Here is a 24,440-nt window from a genome sequence, read left to right as displayed (position 1 = left end):
GCCCGACGAATTATGCCCGCCATACGTTTCATCATCTGTCAAAGTCAAATCAGAGTGGCACTGACAATCTGATGATCACACCATCGGAAACATCCTCTTCCGTTTTTCACTCCGAACAGGGTCTGATGTGGATTCCAGCCTCCACCAATAGTCTTGCCGAAGCTCAACAGCCATAAGTCGAAAAGCCAGCCTACACGCATCGGGCAGACCATACCGACTGTCAACCTCAGGTCTTTCACAACCACCCTTATAAAGCACTGTCAATCAACACCTTAGAAAACACATTCCAAAAGGTCAGCTTTCGCAAGGTGAAAGGTGACCTTTCGTCATGTCAAAGCTCACCTTTTGATTCAAAAAACATCACCGCTGAAATTCCGACAGTTTTAACCCAAATCGGTAATTTGAGCATATACTGATTTTGCTTGATTGCAGAGCAGCTTGTTTGTCGTTCGATTGGAGACGTAGCGGACTATGGCCAGAGAGAACGAGAAGAAAGATGCCGACAAGCGAATGAAATCAGGCAGGAAGCATATTTTCATCATCTCATTGCGAACATACGATCCAACGACCGACGATGCGGGCGTAAGCGGACAAAAGAAAGGAAGAAATGTGATGACCGTCATCACTTTTCGAAAGACAAATGACAGACGAATGCGGAGATTTGCTTAACTTTGTATTCGACATGCGCAGCCGTTGCCACTTCCGGCCCATTCAAGTGGGACATCGGGGCATCAACACCGGTTCGGGGACATGTTTCCAATAGATTTTACATCAAATATCAAAAAAAATATGAAATTCCTGTAGTTTTTCGTCCACTTCTTGCGACTTAGAGTCAGAACATTTAAAAAACGAAAATGAGCAATGTAGAGAAAGAACGGCAGTTCGAACAGATGGTACGCGAACATCGTAGCACGATTTACACGATTTGCTACATGTTTTCAAAAGATCAGGATGAGGTCAGCGACCTGTTTCAGGAAGTCCTCATCAACTTATGGAAGAGCTTCGACTCATTCGAGGGCAGGAGCAAGGTCAATTCATGGATTTATCGCATCAGTCTGAACGTCTGCATCTCGCTCGACCGCAAGAAACGGCGGCACCGAACAGAACCTTTAGTAATGGACATCAACCCCTTCGAGGAGGACGACCGCAACTCGCGGCAGATGGAAATGCTACGCCAGCGAATTGGACGGCTGGGAGCTTTTGACCGCGCCATCATCATGCTCTGGCTTGAGAACATGAGCTATGAGGAGATAGGGGCCATCGTCGGCATCAAGCCAAAGAATGTCTCGGTGCGTCTCTATCGTATCAAAGAGGAATTAAAGAACATGTCAAACGATTAAAACCAACAGGAAAAATGGAAACAACGATTCAAAATCAGGATTTGGAACAACTTCGCGCCGAGCTCAGAGAGTTCAAGTCGCGATTGGAGAAACAGCAAATTGTCAATCAGCAGATGATTCGGAATGCCATGAAACAGCATGTGACGTTCATCAATCAAAAGTATCTGGTCATGACGATTCTAAGTATTGTCATGATACCCTACTGCATCTGGCTCTTCTACTTTATTTTTCACCTGTCGATAGCTTTTTCAGTATTCACCGCCACTTTCTTCCTCTTGACGCTGGTTTACACTTACTTCAACGGAAAGGACCTGCGCTCAGACAGACTGATGGAGATGGAACTCACAGAAGTGGGGACACGGGTGGCAAAAGCCAAGAAACTCGATCACGACTGGCTGAAGATCGGAATCCCAATAGCTATCGCATGGTTTCTGTGGTTCCTTATCGAGATAACCGGTCAGGGAAATACGGAGATCGCCACCAGCATGGCCATTGGCGGAACGATAGGTGGAATCATCGGAGCAATAATCGGATTTCGCGTCCACACCCAAATACAGAAGAAATACCAGTCCATCCTCGATTATGTGGAGGAACTGAAGCGCCCTATGTAATCGTGATAGCAGTGTCTCACAGAGGATTCCACGGAACTTAAACGGGTTTCTCTCAACAAGTAGAATTGAAGTCCTCACCTGTTTTCTGACGAGACGAAAAAAGGAGTTGCGAATTTCTTCGCAACTCCTCTTTTAATTACCAATGTAGCGGGACGGGGCTACGATCCCCGGACCTCCGGATTATGAATCCGACGCTCTAACCAACTGAGCTATCCCGCCATCATTTTCAGCTTTCATTTTGAAAAGCGGTTGCAAAGGTATTAAAAAAAAATGAATCGAACAAATTTATCTTAGATTTTATTTTGCGAGATGGAAAATTTCTTAAATTTGCAAATAACAAATTTAGACAAGGGTCTGCATGAAGGAAAAAATCGAATTAGAATACGAGTTGAGGTCTAAGTCTGCTAAATTGATTTGGGCACTCATCAGTACGGACAACGGACTAAAAAAATGGTTGGCCGACGATGTTCAAACCAACGGTGAACGAACAACCTTTACTTGGGGAAATCCAGAACAACTGTCACAAACCCATACCGCCAAGGTTCTGGAGACCGTCAACAGAGACAGAATACGATGGTACTGGGAATACGAAGACGACAAGAAAACTTATTGGGAGATAAGAATGTCGAAGGGCGAAGTGACCGAAAACTACCATTTGCACATCACTGACTTCGCTTCCTTAGAAGACCTCGATGAACTTCGGGAGATTTGGAATGGCAATATAGACAGGCTCAGGTTATCGACAGGAATGTAAAACTGGCAAAGCATCGTCGCCATCATTAGCAATGCGTGAGCGCTACCACGGTAATAAAAAAATAAAAAACGGTGGCTACTCTAATTATTTTGTGTACTTTTGCACGAGATTTGCAAATGAATGCATTTTCTGCTTTTGACGATGTTCAGAATCAAGAAGTTAGACATATTTATTGCAAAGCAGTTCGGGATGCTCTTTGCGGGAACTTTCTTCATCAGCTTATTTGTTCTGATGATGCAGTTTCTATGGAAATATGTTGACACCCTCATCGGCAAAGGACTTTCCATGGACGTCCTTGCACAATTCTTTTGGTACATGAGCCTTATGATGGTGCCACAAGCACTTCCTCTGGCAATTCTTCTCTCTTCACTGATTACTTATGGCAACCTTGGAGAGAGTTCGGAGCTTACAGCTATCAAGGCATCTGGTATTTCGCTGATACAGTCATTCCGCGGACTGATTATCGCCACTGTTCTGATTGCTTTAGGTTCTTTTTATTTTCAGAACAATATAGGTCCTGACTCTCAGAAACACATTGCGCAGTTGCTCATCTCAATGAAACAAAAGAGTCCGGAGTTGGAAATACCAGAGGGCATCTTCTACGACGGTATTCCACAGACGAACCTCTACGTAGAAAAGAAAGACCTGAACACGGGGCACCTTTACAACATCATGGTTTACAGAATGACCGACAGCTACGAAGACCAAGCTATCATTCTGGCTGACTCTGGCATGTTGCAGTCAACAGCAGAAAAGAAACACCTCATCCTAAACCTATGGAACGGGGAATGGTTCGAGAACATGCGTTCGCAAGAGCTGGGCAGCAGTGCCAGTGTTCCTTACAGACGAGAGACTTTCACGCATAAAAAAATAATCATGGACTTTGATGCCGACTTCAACCTGACTGACATGGCGGGCATTTCGAACAAGGCACAAACAAAGGGCATTGGAAAGATATTGAAAGACAAGGATTCACTGGTTCACGTATATGACAGTATCGGAAAAGCATACTACAAGGATGCACAAGCCCTCTACTACCCGATTCAACGCCTGAAACCAAAGGAGTATGCGGCGGTTAAGAAAAGGGTGGCCGACAAGGATTTCAATATAGATTCCATCTACAACAAGCTGAGGCCAGACGAAAGACGCATGATTGTTGACCGTGCGCTTTCGGACGTACAACAGGAAATCAGCGACTTGGATTTCAAGAGCATGATAACCAAAGACGGCGACAATCTCATCCGCCAACACGAGATTGAAATCATCAACAAATACTTGCTGGCGCTTACTTGTATCATCTTCTTCTTCATCGGAGCACCGTTGGGGGCAATCATCCGGAAAGGAGGGCTCGGTGTCCCCATTATCATCAGCGTGCTTGTGTTCATCATTTACTACATCCTGCAAAACACAGGCTACCGTATGGCACGTGCTGGAGACTGGGCCATCTGGTTCGGAGAGAGCTTGTCGCCGGCCGTACTCATCCCGACGGCTATTTTCATCACCTACAAGTCAAATAACGATTCAGCGGTGTTCAACATCGACATGTATCGCAATATGTTCATGAGAATATTGGGATTGCGCATCAGAAGGCATATCAGCAGCAAGGAGGTCATCATTCATACACCCGACTATGCTAAAGATGCTGACATCTTAAGCAACATGAGCGAAAGTCTTGTTGAATATGCAAGAAAAACGAACTTGAAATCACCTCCGAACATCATCAGAACATTCTTCGTCTTTCAGCCCGACCATGAGATTGAGAACATCAGCAAACAATTGGAAGAGGTGATTGAGGACTTGGCGAACACTCGCAACAAAGCTATCATGTCTGAGCTGAATCGGTATCCAATACTTGTCACTAAAGCGCACACACGCCCATTCGAGAAGCGATGGATGAATATTGTGGCGGCCGTCATCATACCTGCCGGATTGTTCTTTTACTTCCGCATGTGGAGATTCAGGCTGAGGCTATACAGAGACCTCAAAGTAATCAAGGACGTCAACGAGAATATAATCAGAGAGATAAGAGATAATTTTAGTTCTGAAAGGAGTTGACATCCCGAAGGAACATACATATATAATACAACATTTAAGGAGACGGGAATACAGACCTACACCTTATATTATAGATCGTAAATATGGAAAACTTCAAACTCAGTAGCATTGAAGATGCTATAAAGGATTTTAAAGAAGGAAAATTCGTTATTGTAGTGGATGATGAAGACCGTGAGAACGAGGGAGACCTTATCATGGCTGCTGAAATGATTACCCCTGAAAAAGTAAACTTCATGCTTAAGAACGCACGTGGCGTACTCTGCGTGCCCATCACCTTATCAAGGGCTGAAGAACTCGACTTGCCACATCAGGTGTCTGACAACACATCTATGCTCGGTACTCCTTTCACCGTAACAGTAGATAAATTGGAAGGATGCACCACTGGTGTGTCTGCCACCGACCGTGCAGCAACCATTAAAGCACTGGCAGACCCCAGCTCCACACCGAAGACATTCGGTCGTCCGGGACATATCAATCCCCTCTACGCACAAGATAATGGAGTGCTGCGGAGATCTGGCCATACGGAAGCCTCTATAGACCTTTGCAAACTCGCAGGATGCTATCCCGCAGGTGTGTTGATGGAAATAATGAACGAAGACGGAACAATGGCACGTATGCCAGACCTTAAAAAGAAGGCGAAGGAATGGAACATGAAGATTATCAGCATTAAAGATATCATCGCCTATAGGCTCAAAAACGAATCAAGCATCGAGGTGGGCGAGGAAGTGGAACTGCCGACTATTCATGGCGACTTTCATTTCATTCCATTCCGACAGACAAGCAATGGTGTTGAACACATGGCACTTATCAAAGGAAAATGGGAAAAGAACGAGCCTATTTTGGTACGAGTCCACTCGTCATGCGCAACTGGCGACATACTCGGAAGCCGTCGCTGTGACTGCGGAGAGCAACTCCATAAGGCAATGGAGATGATTGAGAAAGAAGGCAAAGGAGTAATCATCTATATGCAACAGGAAGGTCGTGGCATTGGGCTGATGAATAAAATAGCCGCCTATAAACTTCAACAGGAGGAAGGTCTTGACACTGTTGATGCCAATATACACTTAGGCTTCAAACCCGACGAGCGCGACTACGGCTGTGGCGCACAGATGCTTCGCCACCTCGGTGTGCATAAGATGCGACTGCTGACCAACAACCCAACGAAGCGAGTTGGCTTGGAAGCCTATGGATTGGAAATAATTGACAATGTTCCCATTGAAATCACCCCTAATCAGTATGACTACAGATATCTGAAAACAAAGAAGGAACGAATGGGACACAAGTTGCACCTATAATCAAAGAATAGTTGTTGAGGATCCAGCTAAAAACGATTTTCTAAGCAAAATGGCATTATTTCACATCGAAAAATGAAATAATGCCATTATTTTTTCGTTAAAACCATATAATTGAGTAAATTTGCAATGAAGAGATATGAGGAATAAAAGAAAGAGATGCAGCTTCAAACACCGAACAAGTGCACAAATTCACTCTATGTGGAATCAAATTATTGGAATACATCCTTAAAACGAACAAGCAATGCAAACTTGAAACAGCTTTTTAAATGGCAAAGTATAAGAAAATAACAAGAATTTCAAACATGAATTGATTCTCTTCGAATCTTGAGCAATAACCTTTTAAAACCTAAGAAAAAAGGCATAAAATGTTAGCAAGAAATTAACAGTTAAAAGTTATTAATTGTAGTTTTAGTTCTTCATTAATTGTTATCTTTGCCAAGAATGCGGAGAAAAGCAAAGGCTGCAAAAGCTTAGGATTTTTCCAAATACTTTAAAATCAATAAGATATTAACAATTTAATTCATTAATAACTAAAAATTAAAATTTTATCAAATTATGGCAACTACACAACAGAAAGCAGCCCAACAGAAAAAATCAGAGGGCTTCAACGGAGTTAGAGGTGCATTTTGGATCATTGTCGTTTGTGCAGTCGTAGCATTCGTATTGTTCTTCACATGGTTCGGAAATGACATGCACTTCCAGGACCCAGGTACAAGAGAAAATCCAGCAGACGTTTGGGGTACTATCTTCAAGGGTGGAGTAGTCGTTCCTGTTATCCACACATTGTTACTCACTGTGCTCGCTATGTCAATCGAGCGTTGGTTGGCTTTGAAGACCGCATTTGGCAAGGGTGCTCTTCCAAAGTTCGTAGCTAACATCAAGACAGCTTTGAACAACAATGACCTCAACAAGGCTAATCAGCTTTGCGATCAGCAGAAGGGTTCTGTTGCAAACGTTGTAAAGGCATCTTTGAACGCTTACAGAGATATGGAAACCGGTGCAAACGCAAACCTGAAGAAAGCTAATAAGGTTGCTAAGATTCAGCAGGCTCACGAAGAAGCAACTCAGCTTGAGATGCCTACTTTGACTATGAACCTCCCAATTATCGCTACCATCGTAACCCTCGGTACTCTTACCGGTCTTCTTGGTACTGTAACGGGTATGATCAAGTCATTCTCTGCTTTGTCTGCAGGTGGTGGTGCTGACTCTGCTGCACTTTCTGCTGGTATTTCTGAGGCTTTGATCAACACTGCATTTGGTATTGCAACATCTTGGTGTGCGGTAGTTTCTTACAACTACTTCTCAAACAAGGTTGACAAGTTGACATATGCCCTCGACGAGGTTGGTTATTCTATCGCTCAGACATACGAAGTAAACCACACAGAAGAAGCTTAATTTTTGCTAACCCTTTAAAAATTTTATCGCTATGGGTAAAGTAAAGATTAAGAAAGAGGACGTCTGGATCGATATGACCCCAATGTCGGACGTTATGACCTTGTTGCTTACTTTCTTCATGCTGACATCAACATTCGTAAAGAATGAGCCAGTGAAAGTAAACACTCCTGGTTCTGTTTCCGATATGGTCGTACCTGAAAACGGTGTCTTGACAATCCTCATCAGCCCCCAAAAGGGAGCCGATGGAAAACCGACTGGCGAAGGCCAGGTATTTATGAGTTACGACAACACAAATGAGTTGAGTCAGATTCTTGATGCAATGCCTACAACGCTCACTGATCAGCAGAAGAAGACATTCCTGACAGAGTCAACTTTCGGCGCTCCACTCGACAAGCTGGCAGCTTATTTGTCAAAGCCTGTTAGAGCTCGTAACGCAGAACTCCCCAAGATGGGTATTCCACTCGATAGTATCCAAGGTCAGGAGATGACAGAATTTCAACAGTGGGTCAATGCAGCCCGCAACGTCAATCCAAAAGTTAGAATTGCGTTGAAATCTGATGCCGATACTCCTTACGGAACGGTTAAGAAAGTAATGAGCGAACTCCAGGACATGGATGAAAGTCACTACTACATGATAACACAGTTGGACGCTAAAAAGGCTGCAGGGGCAGCTGCCAAGGAGGAAAAATAATGGCAAAAGAAGTAAAAAGTAAACAGAAGAAGATGAATGTCCGCGTGGACTTCACTCCTATGGTTGATATGCTTATGTTGCTCATTACCTTCTTTATGTTGTGTACAACACTGAGCAAGCCTTCAACTATGGAATTGACCATGCCAAGCAAAGACGTCAACCAACCTGATGTAAAGAAGAACGAGGCTAAAGAGTCTCACTCTATTACAATCTTCATTGGTGATGGTGACAAGATGTTCTATGGAGAAGGAAAGCCAGAATTGAACAATCCCAACTGGCTGAAACCAGCAGATTGGACATCTGGCAAGACAGGCATTCGCTACGTACTCCAGCACAAGGAAGTTGACAATGGTGCAAGCGTTCCTTATGAAGACTTGCGTATCGCTATGCAGGAGTTAAAGAAGAAGAAGGCTGCAAATGAGGCAGCTTATCCAGATTCTATCTATCAAGCAGAGGTGGCTAATATCAAGACAGGTAATATCAACGGCAAGAAGGTACCGACATTGACCGTTATCATCAAACCGACTGATAAAGCTGCTTACCGTCATCTTGTAGATATTCTCGATGAAATGCAGATTTCATACATTGGAACTTATGTCATTGACAAGTTAAGCGCTGAAGAGAAAGCCTTACTGGCAAAGAAGGGCATTCAAGCTTAAACAATGATGTATAACAATTAAAGAAAAATAACAATGGCAAAAATAGATCTATACGATCCTAAATGGGTCGAAATGGTATTCGCCGATAAGAACAAAACTTACGGAGCCTACAACCTCCGCAAGACCGTTTCACAGCGAAATATCAAAGCATTAGCTATTCTGCTTATTGCTGCATTCATCGGTGGTGGCTACTTAGCATGGCAGATTAAAAAGCACAATGATGATTTAGCAGCACAGGAAGCTTACGCAGCTAAGATGGAGCTTGCAGCTCTTGAACAAGCTAAGAAAGAACAGCAGAAGCGTAAGGAACAGCAGAAGAAACCTGAGCCCAAGAAGATTGAGCCAGAAAAGATTGTTCCTGAAACTCGTGCTACTGTGAAGTTTACAGCCCCTGTCATCAAGGATGATAAGGATGTAAAGGAAGAAATGCCTCCAATGGTCAAAATGAACAATACGGACAAAGCGGTAGGCTCTGAAACAAAGGAAGGTGTTAATGACCGTAGTACTACTGCTGCAAAAAGCACAGTTGTAACTCCACAAGACATCGTACCTAAAATTGAGAAACCAGTTCAGGAAGCTCCAAAGATAGAGGCTCCAAAGGCAGAGGTCGAAAACAAGATTTTCACCGTAGCTGAGCAGATGCCAGCTTTCAAGGGTAACGTGAACCAATGGCTCTCATCACACATCCAATACCCAGCAGTTGCTGCTGAAAATGGAGTCCAGGGACGAGTTATCGTGAAGTTTGTGGTAGGACGCGATGGTAGCGTTAGTCAGGCACAAATTGCTCGCGGTGTTGACCCAGCACTTGATAGAGAGGCGCTTCGTGTTGTAAACAGCATGCCGAGGTGGAACCCAGGTATGAACAACGGTCAGCCTGCCAACGTCTGGTTCACACTTCCTATCACGTTCAAACTCCAGTAAGCTGAAAAAAATTATGAAACGATCCACATTCTACATTTCAGTAGGATTGATACTATCCCTAACCTTTCTCTTCTCCTGTGGGAAGAGGAAGGCCAAGGACGGTAGAACAGATACACCGACGTCAGGGACGATAAAATTCGCCTCTGACGAAAGTTTTAGCCCAATCATCGAGGAAGAGTTGCAAGTATATCAGTACCGCTTTCCTCAAACCCATTTATTGCCAGTCTATACAGACGATAACACTGGCATGAAAATGTTACTTGACCAGAAGGTCAATCTTTTCTTCACCTCTCGAGTTTTAGAGAAAGGCGAAGATGCAATCTTAAGAGGCAAGGGGCCCATCCCTTCCGTTTTTCCAATTGGCTATGATGGAATTGCCTTCATCATTAACCGCAGCAACACCGATTCGTGCATAACCGTTACGGATGTCAAGAAGCTTTTGAAAGGCGAAGTAACCAAATGGAACCAAATTTATCCCAAATCAGACAAAGGTGATATTCAAGTAGTATTCGACAATAAAGCATCTGCAACGCTCCATTACGTTGTAGATTCCATATTAGACGGAAAAAACATCAAGAGTGAGAACATAGTCGCTGCAAAAAACAGTAAGGCAGTAATAGAGTATGTCCACAACACTCCTAACGCAATAGGTGTTATTGGCTCAAACTGGCTGAACGACAGAAGAGACAGCACCAACACCACATTCACAAAAAAAATCCGAGTGATGGCTATCTCAAAGACGAGCAAGGCCATTGACAGTAACAGTTGGCAACCCTATCAGGCTTATCTGCTCGATGGTCGTTATCCTTTTGTCAGGACTATTTACGCCATCGTCGCAGACCCCCACAAGGCATTGCCTTGGGCTTTTGCCAATTTCATCACAGGGCCTATCGGCCAGAAAATCATCTTCAAGGCTGGTTTACTCCCCTACCGAGGTGAAATCAACATTAGAGAAGTAAAAGTAAAAACTCAATAAATCATTAACCATTAAACTTCTGGAGAAATGGAACATCAAATTAGTAAAAGTCCACTTGAAGTTTAACTAAATAATGGAATTATGAAAACGAAGAAATATTTATTAGCTGGAGTATTGATACTAAGCTTATCAACTCCTGCAATCGCTCAAGACGACAGTTATAAGGCTGCTCTCAATCCTATCATCAGTGCAATGGAAGCTGCACCGAACGACCCGAAGGCAGGAAAGGACCTTATCAAGGATTACATGAAAATGTACAAGAAAAACGAAAAGGCCCTTATCGCTTTAGGTAATATTTTCTTGGCACAACACAATTACGACGAGGCTTCAAAAATTGCCAACCAAGTTGTCAACAACAAGAAAATGAACGGTAGCGAAGGTTACCTCCTTCTTGGCGATATAGCTGCGCTTCAGGACAGTATTGGTAATGCGGGTGCTGCAGCAACCCAGTATCAGACAGCCATCAGCCTTGACCCACACAACATCCAAGCTTACGAGCGCTATGCCAAAGTCTATCGCCACGTGAACGCAGATGTGGCTGTCCAAAAGCTGGAGGAGCTCAGAAAAGTAGAACCTAACTATCCTGTAGAAGCTACAGCGGCTGAAATCATGCTCAATGACGGCAAGTATGCCGAAGCACTCGCATGGTTTGACAAGGCACAGCTGTCCAACATGAGTGAGGAGAACTTCTATAAATATGGTTACACTGCATTCATCTCACGCATGTACGACAAGACATTGGATGTTGTAAGAGCTGGTTTGCAAAAGTTCCCAAGCAGTGAGTACATTGCGCGTATCGGCATGATGGCCGCAACGGAAAAGGGCAACTACACCGAAGCCCTTTCGTATGCAAAGACCATGTTTGCTGGCAATGGCAAGAAGGTTGCCAACGACTATGCAGTTTGCGGCAAGGCGCTATGTGGCAACAAGCAGTTCGACGAGTCGCTCGCAAACTTTAAGAAGGCAATGGAGATGGACAAGGAAAATCTTGAGCCACTGAAGGGTATGGCTGATGTTTACGCTGCACAGGGGATGGAAGACAAAGCGCTTGAGATTCAGATGGATTACCTCAACAGATGTAGTAAAGCGAATTCAACTGACTGGTCGAAACTTGCCCAGACCTATATTGACAAGGCAGAAAAATTGACCGACACAGCTGAGAAAAACGCTACCTTAGACAAGGCCATTGGCGTATATGAAAATATGATAACCAAATTCCCATCCATCTCTGATTGGATTTGGTTGAACGAGGCCAATGCAGCCCAGATGAAGAATGATCCAGACATGGTTGCTGACATCTTCAAGAAAGTAGCAGCATACGAAGAGGCAAAAGCTTCACTGACAAATGAGGATAAGAGCTACTTGGAACAAGTTTACTACGGACTGGGTTACTACTACTCAAAGAAGGGCAACAAGGAAACAGCTGATTCCTACTTCAAGAAGGTTCTACAGGTGAACCCTGAAAATGAATACGCTAAGAAAGCACTAGGTATGTAAATAAAATTATCTAAGATACAAAAAGCGGTGATTTATAAATCATCGCTTTTTTATTTGTCACATATCGAGAAAATAAATCATATTGTTCGAACGGGAGCATACAAATAGGCTGTAATGGTACAAAGTACTGATTATCAGCCATTGGCCGTCTATCATGCAAAAGCTAATGTTTTACAACACGAAAGGTCATCTATCACCACCCAATAGCTTACCTTTCATTTTACGATTGATAAGCATCGAAAACAACAAATGCCAACTGACGCAATCTTTGAGGACAATACCCTTGAGAAAAACAAATCTTTACTGAATGATTCCAAAGAGAATTAGAGAATCGGAGCAAGTTTTAGCTTGTCAGAACGAGGACGACTTGGTGAACTTTTGGGACTCAGTGGAATAGGTTCCATTCCACCTTTTTGCGCGACAACTCAACCAAACAAGATCGAGCATAAAAAAGCGGACTTTAATGAGCCCGCTAAAATTTAATCAGTTACGTTTATGCGTTTTCCTATGGAAGGCTAATAGCCTCACTTGGACAAACATCTGCACATGTTCCACACTCTGTGCAAGCATCAGCGTCGATCTTATAGATTTCGCCTTCAGAAATTGCACCTACTGGACACTCATCAATACATGTACCACAAGCGATACAGTCATTGCCAATTACGTAAGCCATAATAATTATACTCCTTTATTTTTATTAATAATGTTTTTGTATAGATATCTTGTATCTACTTTTGTATGTTGCAAAGGTAAAAACATTATTTGAATTTAATCATAAGAACGTTACTTTTTTTCTGAATTTAGACGTCATAAAAATAGAGCCGCCACCAAACTCTTGTATGGCAAATACAATAACCAGCCACGTACAACGTTATTGTTTCAGATATGAAAAAAATATTCTACATAGCCATTTTATCGTTGTGTGCAATCAATGTGTTTGCACAGACCAGAACAGTGCAAAACAGACCTTATACCGATTTGAGAAAGTTTCATTTTGGAGTCATGGTCGGTGCACACATACAGGATTTGGAACTATTGAATGCTGGGCCGCAAATGGTCGACTTGGACGATGGGAATGGTCTCGTTCAAAAGACTGTTTCTGCTGATCAGGACCGATGGGACGCCGGCTTCACAGTGGGTGTGCTTGGAGAACTCCGAATCAACACAACCTTTCAATTCAGGGTTGCGCCAGCCATGTATTTTGGAACACGACACATCACATTCCGCAACCTTTCAGATCGTGACGCAAACGGTGAGCCCACCGAGCAGGTTCAAGACCTCAAGTCTGCTTACATCTCATGTGCACTCGACTTGATAGCTGCAGCCCCACGTTTCAACAATCACCGTCCGTACGTCATGGTGGGCATCAATCCCATGCTGAACTTGTCGGGGAAGGACGATGATTACCTGAAACTAAAAGGCGGTGATGCGTATCTTGAGGCTGGAATAGGCTGCGACTTCTACCTTCCCTACTTCAAACTCAGACCAGAACTCAAGTTTATGTACGGAATTGGGAACTGTCTGAACACCAATCATGCCAAGGACCTCAGAGACAAGAGTATGCTGATGTACACCAACTCTGTCAAAGAGGCCCATTCCAAGATGATTGCACTGACTTTCTACTTTGAGTAGAAAGCCGATGCAGTCAGCGTTCAAATCTGTTTATTTCTTCTTTTTATCAAAGTCGAGCAGCATTTTTCCTATATAAATACCGCTCTTGCCATTCTGGTCTATGCCTACAGGTTTCCCGTCAAGGTTCTTCACATAAAGAAGTTCTTGCAAGAAAGTGTGTGAATGGCCACCGAGTATTAAATCAATACCACGCGTTTCAGCTGCGAGCTCTTCATCGCTGACACCTTCGATATTGACTCCTAAATGTGTAATACAAATGACCAAATCGCATCCCTTGCCTTTTAGAATGTCGGCATACTTCTGCGCACAGGTAATAGGATCAAGGAACTTCAATGGGCCATAGTTGGCTTTTAAAACCAATCCCTCAAGTGCCGGAGATAATCCTATAACTCCTATTTTAATTCCCTTGCGTTTTATGATCGTGTATGGCTTCACAATCTTTGCCAATTCTGTACCAGCAAAATCATAGTTGGAGCAAACAATCGGATAGTTCAGACCTTTGAACAATCTTATCATATTCTCTAACCCAAAATCAAACTCGTGGTTTCCAATCGTTCCGGCATCATAATGCATTTGGTTCATCAGTCCTACTTCAACATCACCTTTATACATGGTGAAATAAGGTGAGCCTTGACAGAAATCGCCACTATCGAATAATAATAATTTAGGGTCTTTGGCACGTTCCTGCCTCAACAATTCAATTCTCCTAACAAAGCCTGCTCTTCCAGCCTTTAGGGTATCAGCCAATGTTGACTTGAAAGGTATTATCTGACTGTGGGTGTCGTTTGTGTGTAAGATCGTCAGCTGTTTCCTTTGCCCCATTGCCACCACACTCAACATACAGAGTGCTGTCAATAATATGTATCTTTTCATAATTTCCTTATTTGTTTATGGTGTGCTACTCCTATTGCCACTTCTTTATTTGGAATCAAATATACAATTCTTCCTTCAGTCCGACTTTCGACGACTTTTCCCTGCGAAGTTAGTTCCTTAAAATAATTAAGGATAATGTATCGCGAATTATTGGATTCCTCTTGTGGGGAATTGAAGTCGGTTTTAGCCTTAAATGCCTCCAACTTATCATTGCCCTGTGCCAGGTAATCAATTGTAGCGATCCGGTATTTGGCATTGAGATCTATCTCCTTACCATTCAAATAAGCGCGCAATAAAGTATTGTTCTTACTCAAAACGAGCTTAACTCCCTTACTTACACCTTCTCCGCCAACATGCGCTATCTGTTTGAAAAGCTCCATTACCTTATCACCTGTGAGCGTAAGAAAACAAATCTTGTTTTCAAAGGGTGCGATGTCCAACACATCGCCATAGGTAACGTCGCCAGCTGGTAAGCCTGCACGGATGCCTCCCATGTTATAGACTGCGAAATCAACCTTTTCATTGTAGGCTTTCGCCCCCCACACCATAATATCGGCCAGCAAATTAGAGAGATCACTCTCCGGTCTTTCAGCTTTCATGTAGTGGTGAGAGTGTGCCACGACCGGTCCCATTATACTATCTACCTGATGCTTGTAAGGAGCAAGGAAGGCAACGGCCTTGGTATCTTGCCTCACATCGTAACGTTGGTCTATCAGTATTCTGCTTCGGTCGATCGTTGTCAACTGATAGTGGGTGGTACAGCTTGTAAATGCCATAATTACCCCTAATCCACCCATTAGAACAAATTTTTTACTCATAGTTTTATGTATTATATAATGTAGATAACGCACATAAATATTTTACAGATTCGCTCATCAATAGAACACTTGCACCTTTCCTTTGCAAAGGTAACAAAAACTTGCTATTTAGTCATCTTTAAAAGAATGCTTATAAGACAATTATCTAAAAATTAGTTAAAGACCAAAGATGAAAGAGCTCATTTCCCTATGTTATTCAATAAATTATCGTAACTTTGCACCGCTTTTCGGTATAACCGCTGGCCTTGGACGAGTCTTGAGCTATGTTATATTGGAACGACAAACAATATTTAATTATCAAACAAAATGGATTTAATTAAAGTTGCTGAAGAAGCATTTGCAACCGGCAAGAAGTTTCCAGAGTTCAAAGCTGGTGATACTGTAACTGTCGCTTACAAAATCGTCGAGGGAAACAAGCAGCGTATCCAGCTCTATCGTGGTGTTGTTATCAAGATCAGCGGTGTAGGTGAGAAGAAACGCTTCACTGTTCGTAAAATGTCTGGCACCATTGGTGTTGAACGTATCTTCCCATTGGAATCACCAAACATCGATTCTATCGAAGTGAACAAGCGTGGTAAGGTTCGTCGTGCCAAGCTCTATTACTTGCGTAAGCTCACAGGTAAGGCTGCACGCATCCAGGAGAAGAGAACAATTACCACAGAAAAGTAATTCCCTTCGTAAATCCAAGGAAATAAAAAAGGTTCAGAGCAATGCTCCGAGCCTTTTTTCTTTTTCAATTAATCCCTCGCTCAATCATCATAATTCAACTGTCCATCGTTCTCACCATGAATAGCTTTCTGAAAATCTTTCCAGCTCTGGAAGCCAGCAAACAATGCCATTCTGTCCAGCGCTTTCTTAGAGGGCTTCTCCTTCGATGCCAAATAACCCCAAAGCTTTTTCAGCGATTTGGAATTCAGATGGATATGATATTTTGCCAGTTTTGCAGACACCTTCTCGAAATCGGCTGCCACCGCATCATAAATCGGTGCTTTATGGCTAAACTCCTCCATCAGACTCTTAACACTTTTGTCCATCTCAACAAAACTAAACTTTACATGTGCAAAAGTACTAAAAGATTGGATAATAGAGTAAAAAGTCATTAGAAAAAACAAAGAAAATCAGCCACGCCGCAAAAATAATATCGAAGTGCCCTACTATCTCCTATCTTTTGAGTATCTTTGCACTATCGATAACATCTATCCAATTAATTTTATGAAAGAATTAGCTCTTAAATACGGTTGCAATCCCAATCAGAAGCCATCCAGAATATACATGGACAACGGCGATTTACCTATAGAGGTGCTCAACGGCCGTCCAGGTTACATCAACTTCTTGGACGCCCTCAACAGCTGGCAACTGGTCAAAGAACTGAAGGCAGCCACTGGTATGCCTGCCGCAGCTTCGTTCAAGCACGTCAGTCCTGCTGGAGCAGCCATCGGATTACCACTCAACGACACACTTAGAAAGATATATTTCGTCGATGACATCACTTTTGAATTGACCCCTTTGGCTTCAGCATACGCCCGTGCGAGAGGTGCCGACCGCATGTGCTCCTACGGCGATTTCTGCGCACTCAGCGATACTTGCGACGAAGCTACGGCACGACTCATCAACAGGGAAGTGAGCGATGGCGTGATAGCACCAGGCTACACTCCTGAGGCATTGGAGATTCTGAAGAACAAGAGAAAGGGCAACTACAACGTCATCAGAATAGACCCTGATTACACCCCCAAGTCTATCGAACGGAAACAGGTTTTCGGAATAACTTTTGAGCAAGGACGGAACGAGGTGAAGCTGGATGATCCCCAACTGTTTGAGAACATTCCTACACAAAACAGGAACTTCCCTGCAGATGCCAAGCGCGACTTGATTATCTCATTGATAACACTGAAATACACCCAGAGCAATTCTGTTTGCTACGTTAAGGACGGACAGGCTATCGGCATTGGAGCTGGGCAGCAGAGTCGAATCCATTGCACACGTCTGGCAGGCAACAAGGCCGACGAATGGTGGTTGCGCCAGTGTCCGAAGGTGATGAATCTTCCGTTCAAGGAAGGCATCAGACGTGCCGACCGTGACAATTCTATCAATATCTATATATCGAATGAATACGAGGACATCTTGCAAGAGGGGACGTGGCAGCTGTTCTTTACCGAGAAGCCGGAGCCACTCACTGCCGAGGAGAGACAGGACTGGATAGCCCGCAACACCAAGGTGGCACTGGGTTCCGACGCATTCTTCCCCTTCGGCGACAATATCGAACGTGCACACAAGAGCGGTGTTGAATACATAGCTCAGGCTGGAGGAAGCATTCGTGACGACCATGTCATCGACACATGCGACAAGTATGGCATCGCAATGGCATTCACAGGCGTACGACTGTTCCATCATTGATTAATGATTTTGAAAGGAAAGAGTTTAGCGAGATTTCTGACTCCTCGGATTATTTGATTCCGACTGCCGTTGTCAGAACTATTTATGGCCGAGGATTGACGAATCTCCTGAATTTCCACTCAAATTAAAGGAAATAACATGAGTGAAATAGATGATATAATTGAAGGCGGAATGGTATTCCGTGGTGCTCCGAAACCAAAAACCGATGATGGCAAGGTGAAAACCAAAGCCAAGAAAAAGAAATATATCACTGGTGCACACGGTTCTGGAAGCGCAAGGCAAAAGGCCAAATACCGCCAACAGAGAGCCAACAGGCATAAATAGCCATGTCAAGTTAGTTGGGGCATGGAAACATGCGGGTACTGGGCGGCTGAAGTGGCATCGCACATCAGCCGTCAATCAAGTTTGAACATCCCATGTGGGTGGTCTGGACTGGCAACGGCATTAAAAACTTATCGGATTCAAAAGGAGTCACTGCGTGATTTTCTACCAAAAGGGATGTTGATTTTCGCAAATGAGAAAATGAAACATCTCTTTTTTTATTACATCAACCATTGCAGCAAACCCTCCAAGGCATTAAACAGATTTCGTTTTATAATCAACTGGTTACCAATAACATAAGAACCTCCATGTGAAAGGTGAGCTTTTACGATGTGATAGATCAGGTATCACCCTTCAAAAGCTAAGCTTTTAAACGAGGATAGCTCTGATGACATCCGACAGCATTCATTTTGTAGCATGTCTTAAATCAGCAAAACAGACTTGGTGTTGGATTATTTTGTCTTCAGACGACTATTCAGACTGTACGTTGTGTCGGAAAACAAGAGAACTTTTACTTAACCATGCATATAGAATCGCATGACAACGATGGACTGTACACAAATATCAATTACATTTTCAGTGGTGTCTTTTCAGCACTAACGTAAGATAAGGGCATTGTAGATGCGCCCCGAATCGATTCCAAGCCTACGTGCGGAGAAATAATCCTCCACAGAATCGAAAGTGCAGATAGCCGAATCCATTATTTTCGATGAGTCGAGGCCTGCCATTTCCAAATCCATGCGATTACAGCGCTTCAAGTCGATGTGCCATTTCATTGGTGGTTCCCCCTCCTTCTTTTCCCTCACGGGATAGAGTTGCGCAATAGCATCCATATCGAAGTCAGCACTGGCAAACTGGTCGTAAACCTCTTGCCCTATTTCGAAGTGCTTCAGCGAGATGCCAGGACCGATAACAGCCATCAGCTCGTTGGCAACCGACCCAAAATTAACTGTCATTTCCCTGACCGTCTTGAGGGCAATGTGTCGCAAAGTTCCACGCCAGCCAGCATGAATGGCCGCAACCGCATGACGATGCCAGTCGTAAACCAGCACAGGAATGCAGTCGGCCGTCGAGACTCCTACGCACACACCGGCCTCATTCGTCATCACGGCATCGACTCCATCCAGTATTTGGTCGCGGACAGGCTGCGAAAGTGAAAAGAAATCGTTGGCAATAAGTTGCGACTCAACACCGTGGACTTGGTGAGGGACTATCAGCCGCTCAGTTTCGATTCCCAACTCAGAAGCCAGAGCCTTGCGATTGAGGGCGATCGCATCAACATCGTCACCACAGTATTTGTTGATGCTGAACGATGCATGGGTGTCTGTCCCCACTCCACCATGCCGGGTAGAGCTGAATGCAACCACTCCGCTACCCAAATCATAATAATGCAGTTTAGGTTTAATCATCGGTATATTCAAAATCGTCGAGTTCCTCCACGTCTTCGATATCCTCATCATCGACGAACTCCACTTCTTCCACATCCGCACCCTCAGCGTGCATTTCGGCTTCGAACCGCAACATATCCTTATCGCGATGCACCAGCGTGTCCTCCGATGTAATGTCTTGCAGCTTATTACTCTCTGCATTAAGTTCTTTCCAAAGAATATCCTTCAGTTCGCTGATGCCCATTCCCGCAACCGCTGATATGAAAACTACGGGAAGGTCGGTCGGCAGCGTCTCCTTCAACATCTCTATAAGCTCATCATCAAGCAAATCCGACTTTGTTACTGCCAGCACACGATGCTTATCGAGCATCTCCGGGTTGAATTGCCTGAGCTCGTTGAGCAAAATCTCATACTCTTTCTTTATATCGTCAGTATCTCCGGGCACCATGAAGAGCAGCAACGAGTTGCGTTCTATATGCCGTAGGAATCTCAGACCGAGCCCCTTGCCCTCGCTTGCTCCCTCGATGATTCCGGGAATATCAGCCATCACGAAACTTTGGTTGTCGTGGTAGCTCACAATGCCGAGCGAAGGCTCCATCGTGGTGAACGGATAGTTGGCGATCTTTGGTTTGGCACTCGACAATGCGGAAAGAAGCGTTGACTTTCCAGCATTCGGAAAGCCTACCAAACCAACGTCAGCCAAAAGTTTCAACTCAAGAATGATGGTCATTTCCTGCATCGGCTCTCCTGGCTGCGCATATCTGGGCGCTTGGTTGGTTGCCGTTCGGAACTGGAAGTTTCCCAGTCCGCCTCGTCCTCCTTTCAGTAAGATTACCTCCTGACCATCATAGGACACATCGCAGATAAACTTTCCCGTCTCAGCGTCATAGACCACCGTACCACAAGGTACATCAATGTACATATCCTTTCCGTCCGTTCCGTGACACTTGTCGCGCCCGCCGTTCCCTCCATGCTCGGCATAGACGTGACGTTGGTACTTCAGGTGGAGCAGCGTCCAATAATTGTGGTTACCGCGAAGGATAATACTTCCGCCCTTACCGCCGTCACCTCCGTCAGGGCCACCATTGGGATTGTACTTGACATGACGAAGGTGCATGGAGCCTCGGCCACCCTTTCCAGAGCGACAATATATCTTAACGTAATCTACAAAATTGGATTCCATAATAAATAAGAGAACCTCCCCAAGGCTCTAAAGTGGGGGATGTCTCTCGCTTGCTGCTGTCAACATTCCCTGCTTTAGAAGGGCTTGGGGAGGCTTTGTTTTTTTACAAATTATCAATAACTTTTGCTATACGGGCAAAAATCTCGTCGATTGTACCCAAACCCTCAACGTGATGGTGGATACCTTCTGCCTCATACCAGTCAATCAGAGGAGAAGTCTGTGTATGATAGACGTTCAGACGCTTCTTTATCGTTTCCTCATTGTCGTCGGAACGTCCGCTTTCCTTACCCCGGAGAAGCAGTCTCTTCATCAATTCCTCCTCTGGCACGAAGAGTTCGATCATGGCTGCCACCTTATGGCCGCGTTCCGACAACATTTTCTTTAATGCTTCGGCTTGTGGTATTGTACGTGGGAAGCCATCGAAGATAACACCTTTGTGTTCTTTGCCAAAGCTATCGTAAACGCTTGCCAGGATGTCGATCATCAACTCATCAGGGATGAGCTGCCCATTGTCGATATACCCTTTTGCAGTCTTACCGAGTTCAGTACCGTTTTTGATTTCAGCACGAAGCACATCGCCAGTTGAGATGTGTCCGAAGCCGTACTTTTCAATCATCTTGTCGCTCTGAGTACCTTTGCCTGCACCAGGAGCGCCGAAAATTACAATATTTTTCATTATTCTTTCACTAATGTGTAAATGTCTCTCAAGTTCCTTCCAAGCTGGTCATAGTCCAGTCCATATCCCACAATGAAGTCGTTTGGAATTTCCATTGCAGCGTATTCAATGTTCAATGGCACTTGCAATTTTCCAGGCTTCACCAGTAACGAGCTGATATGCAGACTGGCGGGCTCGCGTGTTCCCAGTGTTTCCAGCATACGTTTCATGGTCGTTCCGGTATCGACAATGTCTTCAAGAATCACCACATGGCGGCCATGAATATCTTCATTGAGCCCTATCACCTCCTTAATCTTGCCCGAAGAGGTGGTTCCCTCATAGGAAGCAAGCTTAACGAATGATATTTCGCAAGGAATTTTAATAAACTTCATCAAGTCAGCAGCATACATGAACGAGCCATTCAACACGGCGATAAAGAGCGGGTTCTTCCCTTCCATGTCATGGTTCAACTTGTCTGCCACACGCTTGACACTCTCCAGAATCTCCGCTTCGGAGATTGAAGTCTCAAACGTTTTGTCTTTAATTGTTACTCGACTCATTTTACTAATTCTGTTATTTTGCGCAAATTTACGAAAATTATGGCAAACTATCCATAGGATTAGCATTTATTTTGTAAATTTGCGTACGATATGAAGATATTCACAAGCGCTCAAATACACGAGCTTGACAAACATACCATCGAGCACGAGCCAATACGCTCGGTTGATTTGATGGAGCGTGCGGCCAAGGCTATCGTCCATTGCATCATGGATGAATGGAGCACCAGTACCCCAATCATAGTCTTTGCCGGACCAGGCAACAATGGTGGCGACGCACTGGCTGTGGCCCGACTGCTACTGGCAGAGGGTTTCAAAGTGAAAGTCATACTCTTCAATATCTCCAACAAACTTTCCGAAGATTGTGGAATCAACAAACAACGCCTGATTGACCTCAAGTATTTCAATGATTTTACAGAGGTCACCACGACATTCGACCCACCCGAACTGACGGCAGACATACTGGTAATCGACGGATTGTTCGGTTCGGGGCTGACAAGGCCGCTGGCTGGCGGTTTTGCATCGCTGGTAAAGTACATCAACCAGAGCCCTTCGAAGGTGGTGAGCATAGACATCCCATCGGGATTGATGGCAGAGGACAATTCGTTCAACGTCACAGCCAACATCATCTGTGCCGATCTCACATTGACACTCCATCAGAAGAAATTGTCATTCTTCCTGAGCGACGCGCAAACGTACCTTGGAAGAACCAAAGTGCTTGACATTAGGCTAAGCCAAGACTTCATAGAAAAGGCTGAAGCGCAATTCACTTTGTTAGAGGAAAGCATGATTCGCTCACGCATGATTCACCGTAACGACTTTGCCCACAAAGGTCAAATGGGCAACGCACTCATTGTTGCAGGAAGCTATGGGATGGCTGGAGCATCCATATTGGCCACTCAAGCATGTCTGAGGTCAGGTGTGGGAAAAGTGACGGTGCACACTCCGAAGAAGAACTATAGCATCATGCAAATCTCCGTACCAGAGGCCGTTATGCAGATGGACCACGAAGAAACAACATTCTCTGAGGCTGTTGACACAGAAGACTTTGATGCACTTGGCATCGGGCCAGGTCTCGGACAGGTGGAGAACACGGCTATAGCCATGATCACGCAAATCCGGCGCGCACAATGCCCCGTTGTGGCTGATGCCGACGCACTCAATATGCTCGCCAACCACAGAGCCTGGATGCAGCAACTGCCCAAAAACATCATCCTCACCCCACATCCGCTGGAGTTTGACCGACTTAGCGGCAGCCCGGCCAACAGCGATTACGAACGGCTACAGCAAGCACGTGAAATGGCGCAGAACCTTCAGGCCTTCATTATTCTGAAAGGACACTACAGCGCATTATGCATGCCCAACGGGAATGTGGTTTTCAACTCAACGGGCAACAGCGGAATGGCAACAGCTGGAAGCGGCGACGTGCTGACAGGCATCATCACAGGCTTATTGGCACGTGGCTATAGTCAGCTTAATGCTTGCACCGTTGGAATGTATCTGCACGGACTTGCCGGCGACCTTGCCATGAAAGAGACGGGCAAGGAAAGCCTCGTGGCCAGCGACATCATTAGATTCTTGCCCGAAGCATTCAAAAAGGTGAACGACTAAGAGAGCAAAGACATTCAAAGCCGTCAGCTTTTCCTACTTGAAACCGAGTTTTATCAATAGATTCATAGTCTGTTGTGCATCAATGCTTCATGAACTGATTTGTGAGCTATCTTATATCATGACAAGATTTGATAACTACTGATGATGCCCAAAGAAACTCTTCCCCAACCGAAATACGTGCGAATTTGCTGTTAATCTGGCATTTTCGCATTATTTTTTGAAGGTTTCGATTCAATTGAATATACGAAAGCTACAGAAGGAAAACACCTCCGAAACTCAATTGCATAACCAACTTAAATTCAGCCAATTAACCACAGTCATGCAATAGGTCAGCTTTCACGCAGCGAAAGATTAGCTTTCGCACATCAAAAGGTCAGCTTTCGGAATGCGATGGCTGACCTTCCATCGACAAGAGCTCATGCATAATCGAAAAACGAATGAACGAACCAATGGCTCAGTAGAAAATCAATGGGGGAATAATTTGTTATTTATCTTAATAATTCCGACCTTCGCATTATGGAAGAAAAAATGTTACGCACCTTGGCAACTCTTGTTTTGCCTTCTCAAATATTAGATTATTTTACTATCGTTTCTGTCTGCGAGGTTGGACCTGAGTTTCATATTAGTCTTGACGAACGTATGGACAAGACTTTGTCAGGTAATGCCACCTTCGAGTCCAAGGGGTTCATGGAAGCAGTTAATATAACCGACTTCCCTATTCGAGGCCATAAGGTGATCTTGAAAATTCGTCGCAGACGATGGACGGATTTGCGCACGGGCAAGAGTTTTACCCTTCCCATTGCTTTAGACATGG

27 protein-coding genes and 1 tRNA gene are annotated in these 24,440 nt (G+C 44.3%); 18 read left to right on the top strand and 10 right to left on the bottom strand.

From position 1 onward, the window contains the following. Nucleotides 1-44: 44 nt before the first annotated feature. Nucleotides 45-239 (bottom strand): hypothetical protein, encoded by a 195-nt coding sequence (locus tag H515_RS14475; protein ID WP_154653649.1) that lies wholly within the window; start codon nt 237-239, stop codon nt 45-47. Between the two features lie 232 nt (nt 240-471). Between H515_RS14475 and H515_RS14470 the strand changes: the two genes are divergently transcribed. The 3 genes from H515_RS14470 to H515_RS0105155 all read left to right on the top strand — a co-directional run bounded on the left by H515_RS14470 (nt 472) and on the right by H515_RS0105155 (nt 1,951). Continuing rightward, on the top strand, nt 472-669 hold the full coding sequence (locus H515_RS14470) for a hypothetical protein (RefSeq protein WP_025876116.1): 198 nt from the start codon (nt 472-474) through the stop codon (nt 667-669). A 185-nt stretch (nt 670-854) separates the two neighbouring features. Then, the gene (locus tag H515_RS0105160; protein WP_025876118.1) at nt 855-1,340 is read left to right on the top strand and encodes an RNA polymerase sigma factor; all 486 of its coding nucleotides are present in this window, start codon (nt 855-857) and stop codon (nt 1,338-1,340) included. 14 nt (nt 1,341-1,354) lie between these two features. Then, the gene (locus H515_RS0105155; protein ID WP_025876119.1) at nt 1,355-1,951 is read left to right on the top strand and encodes a hypothetical protein; all 597 of its coding nucleotides are present in this window, start codon (nt 1,355-1,357) and stop codon (nt 1,949-1,951) included. Between the two features lie 145 nt (nt 1,952-2,096). Here the strand turns inward: H515_RS0105155 and H515_RS0105150 are convergent. Next, nucleotides 2,097-2,170 (bottom strand) — tRNA-Met (locus H515_RS0105150). Nucleotides 2,171-2,309: 139 nt separating this feature from the next. Between H515_RS0105150 and H515_RS0105145 the strand changes: the two genes are divergently transcribed. From H515_RS0105145 to H515_RS0105105, 9 genes are all read left to right on the top strand, one after another. Next, the gene (locus tag H515_RS0105145) at nt 2,310-2,705 is read left to right on the top strand and encodes an START-like domain-containing protein (RefSeq protein WP_025876121.1); all 396 of its coding nucleotides are present in this window, start codon (nt 2,310-2,312) and stop codon (nt 2,703-2,705) included. Nucleotides 2,706-2,846: 141 nt separating this feature from the next. Beyond that, nucleotides 2,847-4,760 (top strand): LptF/LptG family permease, encoded by a 1,914-nt coding sequence (locus H515_RS0105140; RefSeq protein WP_025876123.1) that lies wholly within the window; start codon nt 2,847-2,849, stop codon nt 4,758-4,760. 83 nt (nt 4,761-4,843) lie between these two features. Next, nucleotides 4,844-6,055 (top strand): bifunctional 3,4-dihydroxy-2-butanone-4-phosphate synthase/GTP cyclohydrolase II, encoded by a 1,212-nt coding sequence (locus H515_RS0105135; RefSeq protein ID WP_025876125.1) that lies wholly within the window; start codon nt 4,844-4,846, stop codon nt 6,053-6,055. A 555-nt stretch (nt 6,056-6,610) separates the two neighbouring features. After that, nucleotides 6,611-7,450, top strand: coding sequence for a MotA/TolQ/ExbB proton channel family protein (locus tag H515_RS0105130; protein ID WP_025876126.1), 840 nt, complete (start codon nt 6,611-6,613; stop codon nt 7,448-7,450). A 31-nt stretch (nt 7,451-7,481) separates the two neighbouring features. Continuing rightward, nucleotides 7,482-8,141: an ExbD/TolR family protein gene (locus H515_RS0105125; RefSeq protein ID WP_025876128.1), complete on the top strand. Its 660-nt coding sequence runs from the start codon at nt 7,482-7,484 to the stop codon at nt 8,139-8,141. After that, nucleotides 8,141-8,800: an ExbD/TolR family protein gene (locus tag H515_RS0105120; RefSeq protein ID WP_025876130.1), complete on the top strand. Its 660-nt coding sequence runs from the start codon at nt 8,141-8,143 to the stop codon at nt 8,798-8,800. Before H515_RS0105125 ends, H515_RS0105120 begins: the two co-directional genes overlap by 1 nt. 33 nt (nt 8,801-8,833) lie before the next feature. Further along, nucleotides 8,834-9,721 (top strand): energy transducer TonB, encoded by an 888-nt coding sequence (locus tag H515_RS0105115; protein ID WP_025876132.1) that lies wholly within the window; start codon nt 8,834-8,836, stop codon nt 9,719-9,721. A gap of 13 nt (nt 9,722-9,734) precedes the next feature. Beyond that, entirely contained in the window at nt 9,735-10,697 is a 963-nt protein-coding gene (locus H515_RS0105110) for a PstS family phosphate ABC transporter substrate-binding protein (protein ID WP_025876134.1), read from the top strand. A gap of 81 nt (nt 10,698-10,778) precedes the next feature. Further along, entirely contained in the window at nt 10,779-12,194 is a 1,416-nt protein-coding gene (locus H515_RS0105105) for a tetratricopeptide repeat protein (RefSeq protein ID WP_028901669.1), read from the top strand. 505 nt (nt 12,195-12,699) lie between these two features. Here H515_RS0105105 and H515_RS13950 read toward each other — a convergent pair. Next, entirely contained in the window at nt 12,700-12,867 is a 168-nt protein-coding gene (locus H515_RS13950) for a DUF362 domain-containing protein (RefSeq protein ID WP_081410121.1), read from the bottom strand. A gap of 212 nt (nt 12,868-13,079) precedes the next feature. Here H515_RS13950 and porT point away from each other — a divergent pair, with 212 nt between their 5' ends. After that, on the top strand, nt 13,080-13,826 hold the full coding sequence (gene porT, locus H515_RS0105100) for a type IX secretion/gliding motility protein PorT/SprT (RefSeq protein WP_025876136.1): 747 nt from the start codon (nt 13,080-13,082) through the stop codon (nt 13,824-13,826). 30 nt (nt 13,827-13,856) lie between these two features. Here porT and H515_RS0105095 read toward each other — a convergent pair whose 3' ends face one another. Together H515_RS0105095 and H515_RS13020 are read right to left on the bottom strand one after the other, a co-directional pair. Next, nucleotides 13,857-14,699 carry a bifunctional metallophosphatase/5'-nucleotidase gene (locus H515_RS0105095; protein ID WP_025876138.1) on the bottom strand — a complete coding sequence of 281 codons (843 nt, stop codon included), beginning with the start codon at nt 14,697-14,699 and terminating at the stop codon, nt 13,857-13,859. After that, a complete protein-coding gene (locus H515_RS13020) occupies nt 14,696-15,517 on the bottom strand; it encodes a 5'-nucleotidase C-terminal domain-containing protein (RefSeq protein ID WP_025876140.1) in 822 nt (273 codons plus the stop codon). The genes H515_RS0105095 and H515_RS13020 overlap by 4 nt, the downstream gene beginning before the upstream one ends. 306 nt (nt 15,518-15,823) lie before the next feature. Here H515_RS13020 and rplS point away from each other — a divergent pair, with 306 nt between their 5' ends. Then, nucleotides 15,824-16,186 carry a 50S ribosomal protein L19 gene (gene rplS, locus H515_RS0105085; RefSeq protein ID WP_025876142.1) on the top strand — a complete coding sequence of 121 codons (363 nt, stop codon included), beginning with the start codon at nt 15,824-15,826 and terminating at the stop codon, nt 16,184-16,186. A gap of 80 nt (nt 16,187-16,266) precedes the next feature. Here rplS and H515_RS0105080 read toward each other — a convergent pair whose 3' ends face one another. Next, on the bottom strand, nt 16,267-16,551 hold the full coding sequence (locus H515_RS0105080; RefSeq protein ID WP_028901668.1) for a hypothetical protein: 285 nt from the start codon (nt 16,549-16,551) through the stop codon (nt 16,267-16,269). Nucleotides 16,552-16,720: 169 nt separating this feature from the next. On the opposite strand from H515_RS0105080, the gene H515_RS0105075 reads away from it, so the two are divergent. Further along, the gene (locus H515_RS0105075; protein WP_262499232.1) at nt 16,721-17,911 is read left to right on the top strand and encodes a phosphoribosylaminoimidazolecarboxamide formyltransferase; all 1,191 of its coding nucleotides are present in this window, start codon (nt 16,721-16,723) and stop codon (nt 17,909-17,911) included. Nucleotides 17,912-18,049: 138 nt separating this feature from the next. Next, complete coding sequence (locus H515_RS0105070; protein ID WP_028901667.1) at nt 18,050-18,235, top strand: hypothetical protein; 186 nt, start codon at nt 18,050-18,052, stop codon at nt 18,233-18,235. Between the two features lie 593 nt (nt 18,236-18,828). Here the strand turns inward: H515_RS0105070 and pgeF are convergent. The 4 genes from pgeF to hpt form a co-directional block, all read right to left on the bottom strand. Next, complete coding sequence (gene pgeF / locus H515_RS0105065) at nt 18,829-19,641, bottom strand: peptidoglycan editing factor PgeF (RefSeq protein ID WP_025876146.1); 813 nt, start codon at nt 19,639-19,641, stop codon at nt 18,829-18,831. After that, nucleotides 19,634-20,803, bottom strand: coding sequence for a GTPase ObgE (gene obgE / locus H515_RS0105060; RefSeq protein WP_202898980.1), 1,170 nt, complete (start codon nt 20,801-20,803; stop codon nt 19,634-19,636). The genes pgeF and obgE overlap by 8 nt, the downstream gene beginning before the upstream one ends. Nucleotides 20,804-20,906: 103 nt before the next feature. Then, complete coding sequence (locus tag H515_RS0105055) at nt 20,907-21,479, bottom strand: adenylate kinase (RefSeq protein WP_025876150.1); 573 nt, start codon at nt 21,477-21,479, stop codon at nt 20,907-20,909. Beyond that, entirely contained in the window at nt 21,479-22,018 is a 540-nt protein-coding gene (hpt, locus tag H515_RS0105050; protein ID WP_025876152.1) for a hypoxanthine phosphoribosyltransferase, read from the bottom strand. The genes H515_RS0105055 and hpt overlap by 1 nt, the downstream gene beginning before the upstream one ends. Before the next feature lie 90 nt (nt 22,019-22,108). Between hpt and H515_RS0105045 the strand changes: the two genes are divergently transcribed. Both H515_RS0105045 and H515_RS0105040 read left to right on the top strand, forming a co-directional pair. Continuing rightward, nucleotides 22,109-23,626: a bifunctional ADP-dependent NAD(P)H-hydrate dehydratase/NAD(P)H-hydrate epimerase gene (locus H515_RS0105045; protein WP_028901666.1), complete on the top strand. Its 1,518-nt coding sequence runs from the start codon at nt 22,109-22,111 to the stop codon at nt 23,624-23,626. 516 nt (nt 23,627-24,142) lie between these two features. Continuing rightward, nucleotides 24,143-24,440: ISAon1 family transposase N-terminal region protein (locus H515_RS0105040; protein WP_028901665.1), on the top strand; the 298-nt coding region annotated here is incomplete at its 3' end.

The sequence above is a fragment of the Prevotella corporis DSM 18810 = JCM 8529 genome, assembly GCF_000430525.1.
Lineage (GTDB): Bacteria > Bacteroidota > Bacteroidia > Bacteroidales > Bacteroidaceae > Prevotella > Prevotella corporis.
Note: the sequence above shows the minus strand (reverse complement) of the source record. Positions and strands in the feature narration are given on the sequence as shown.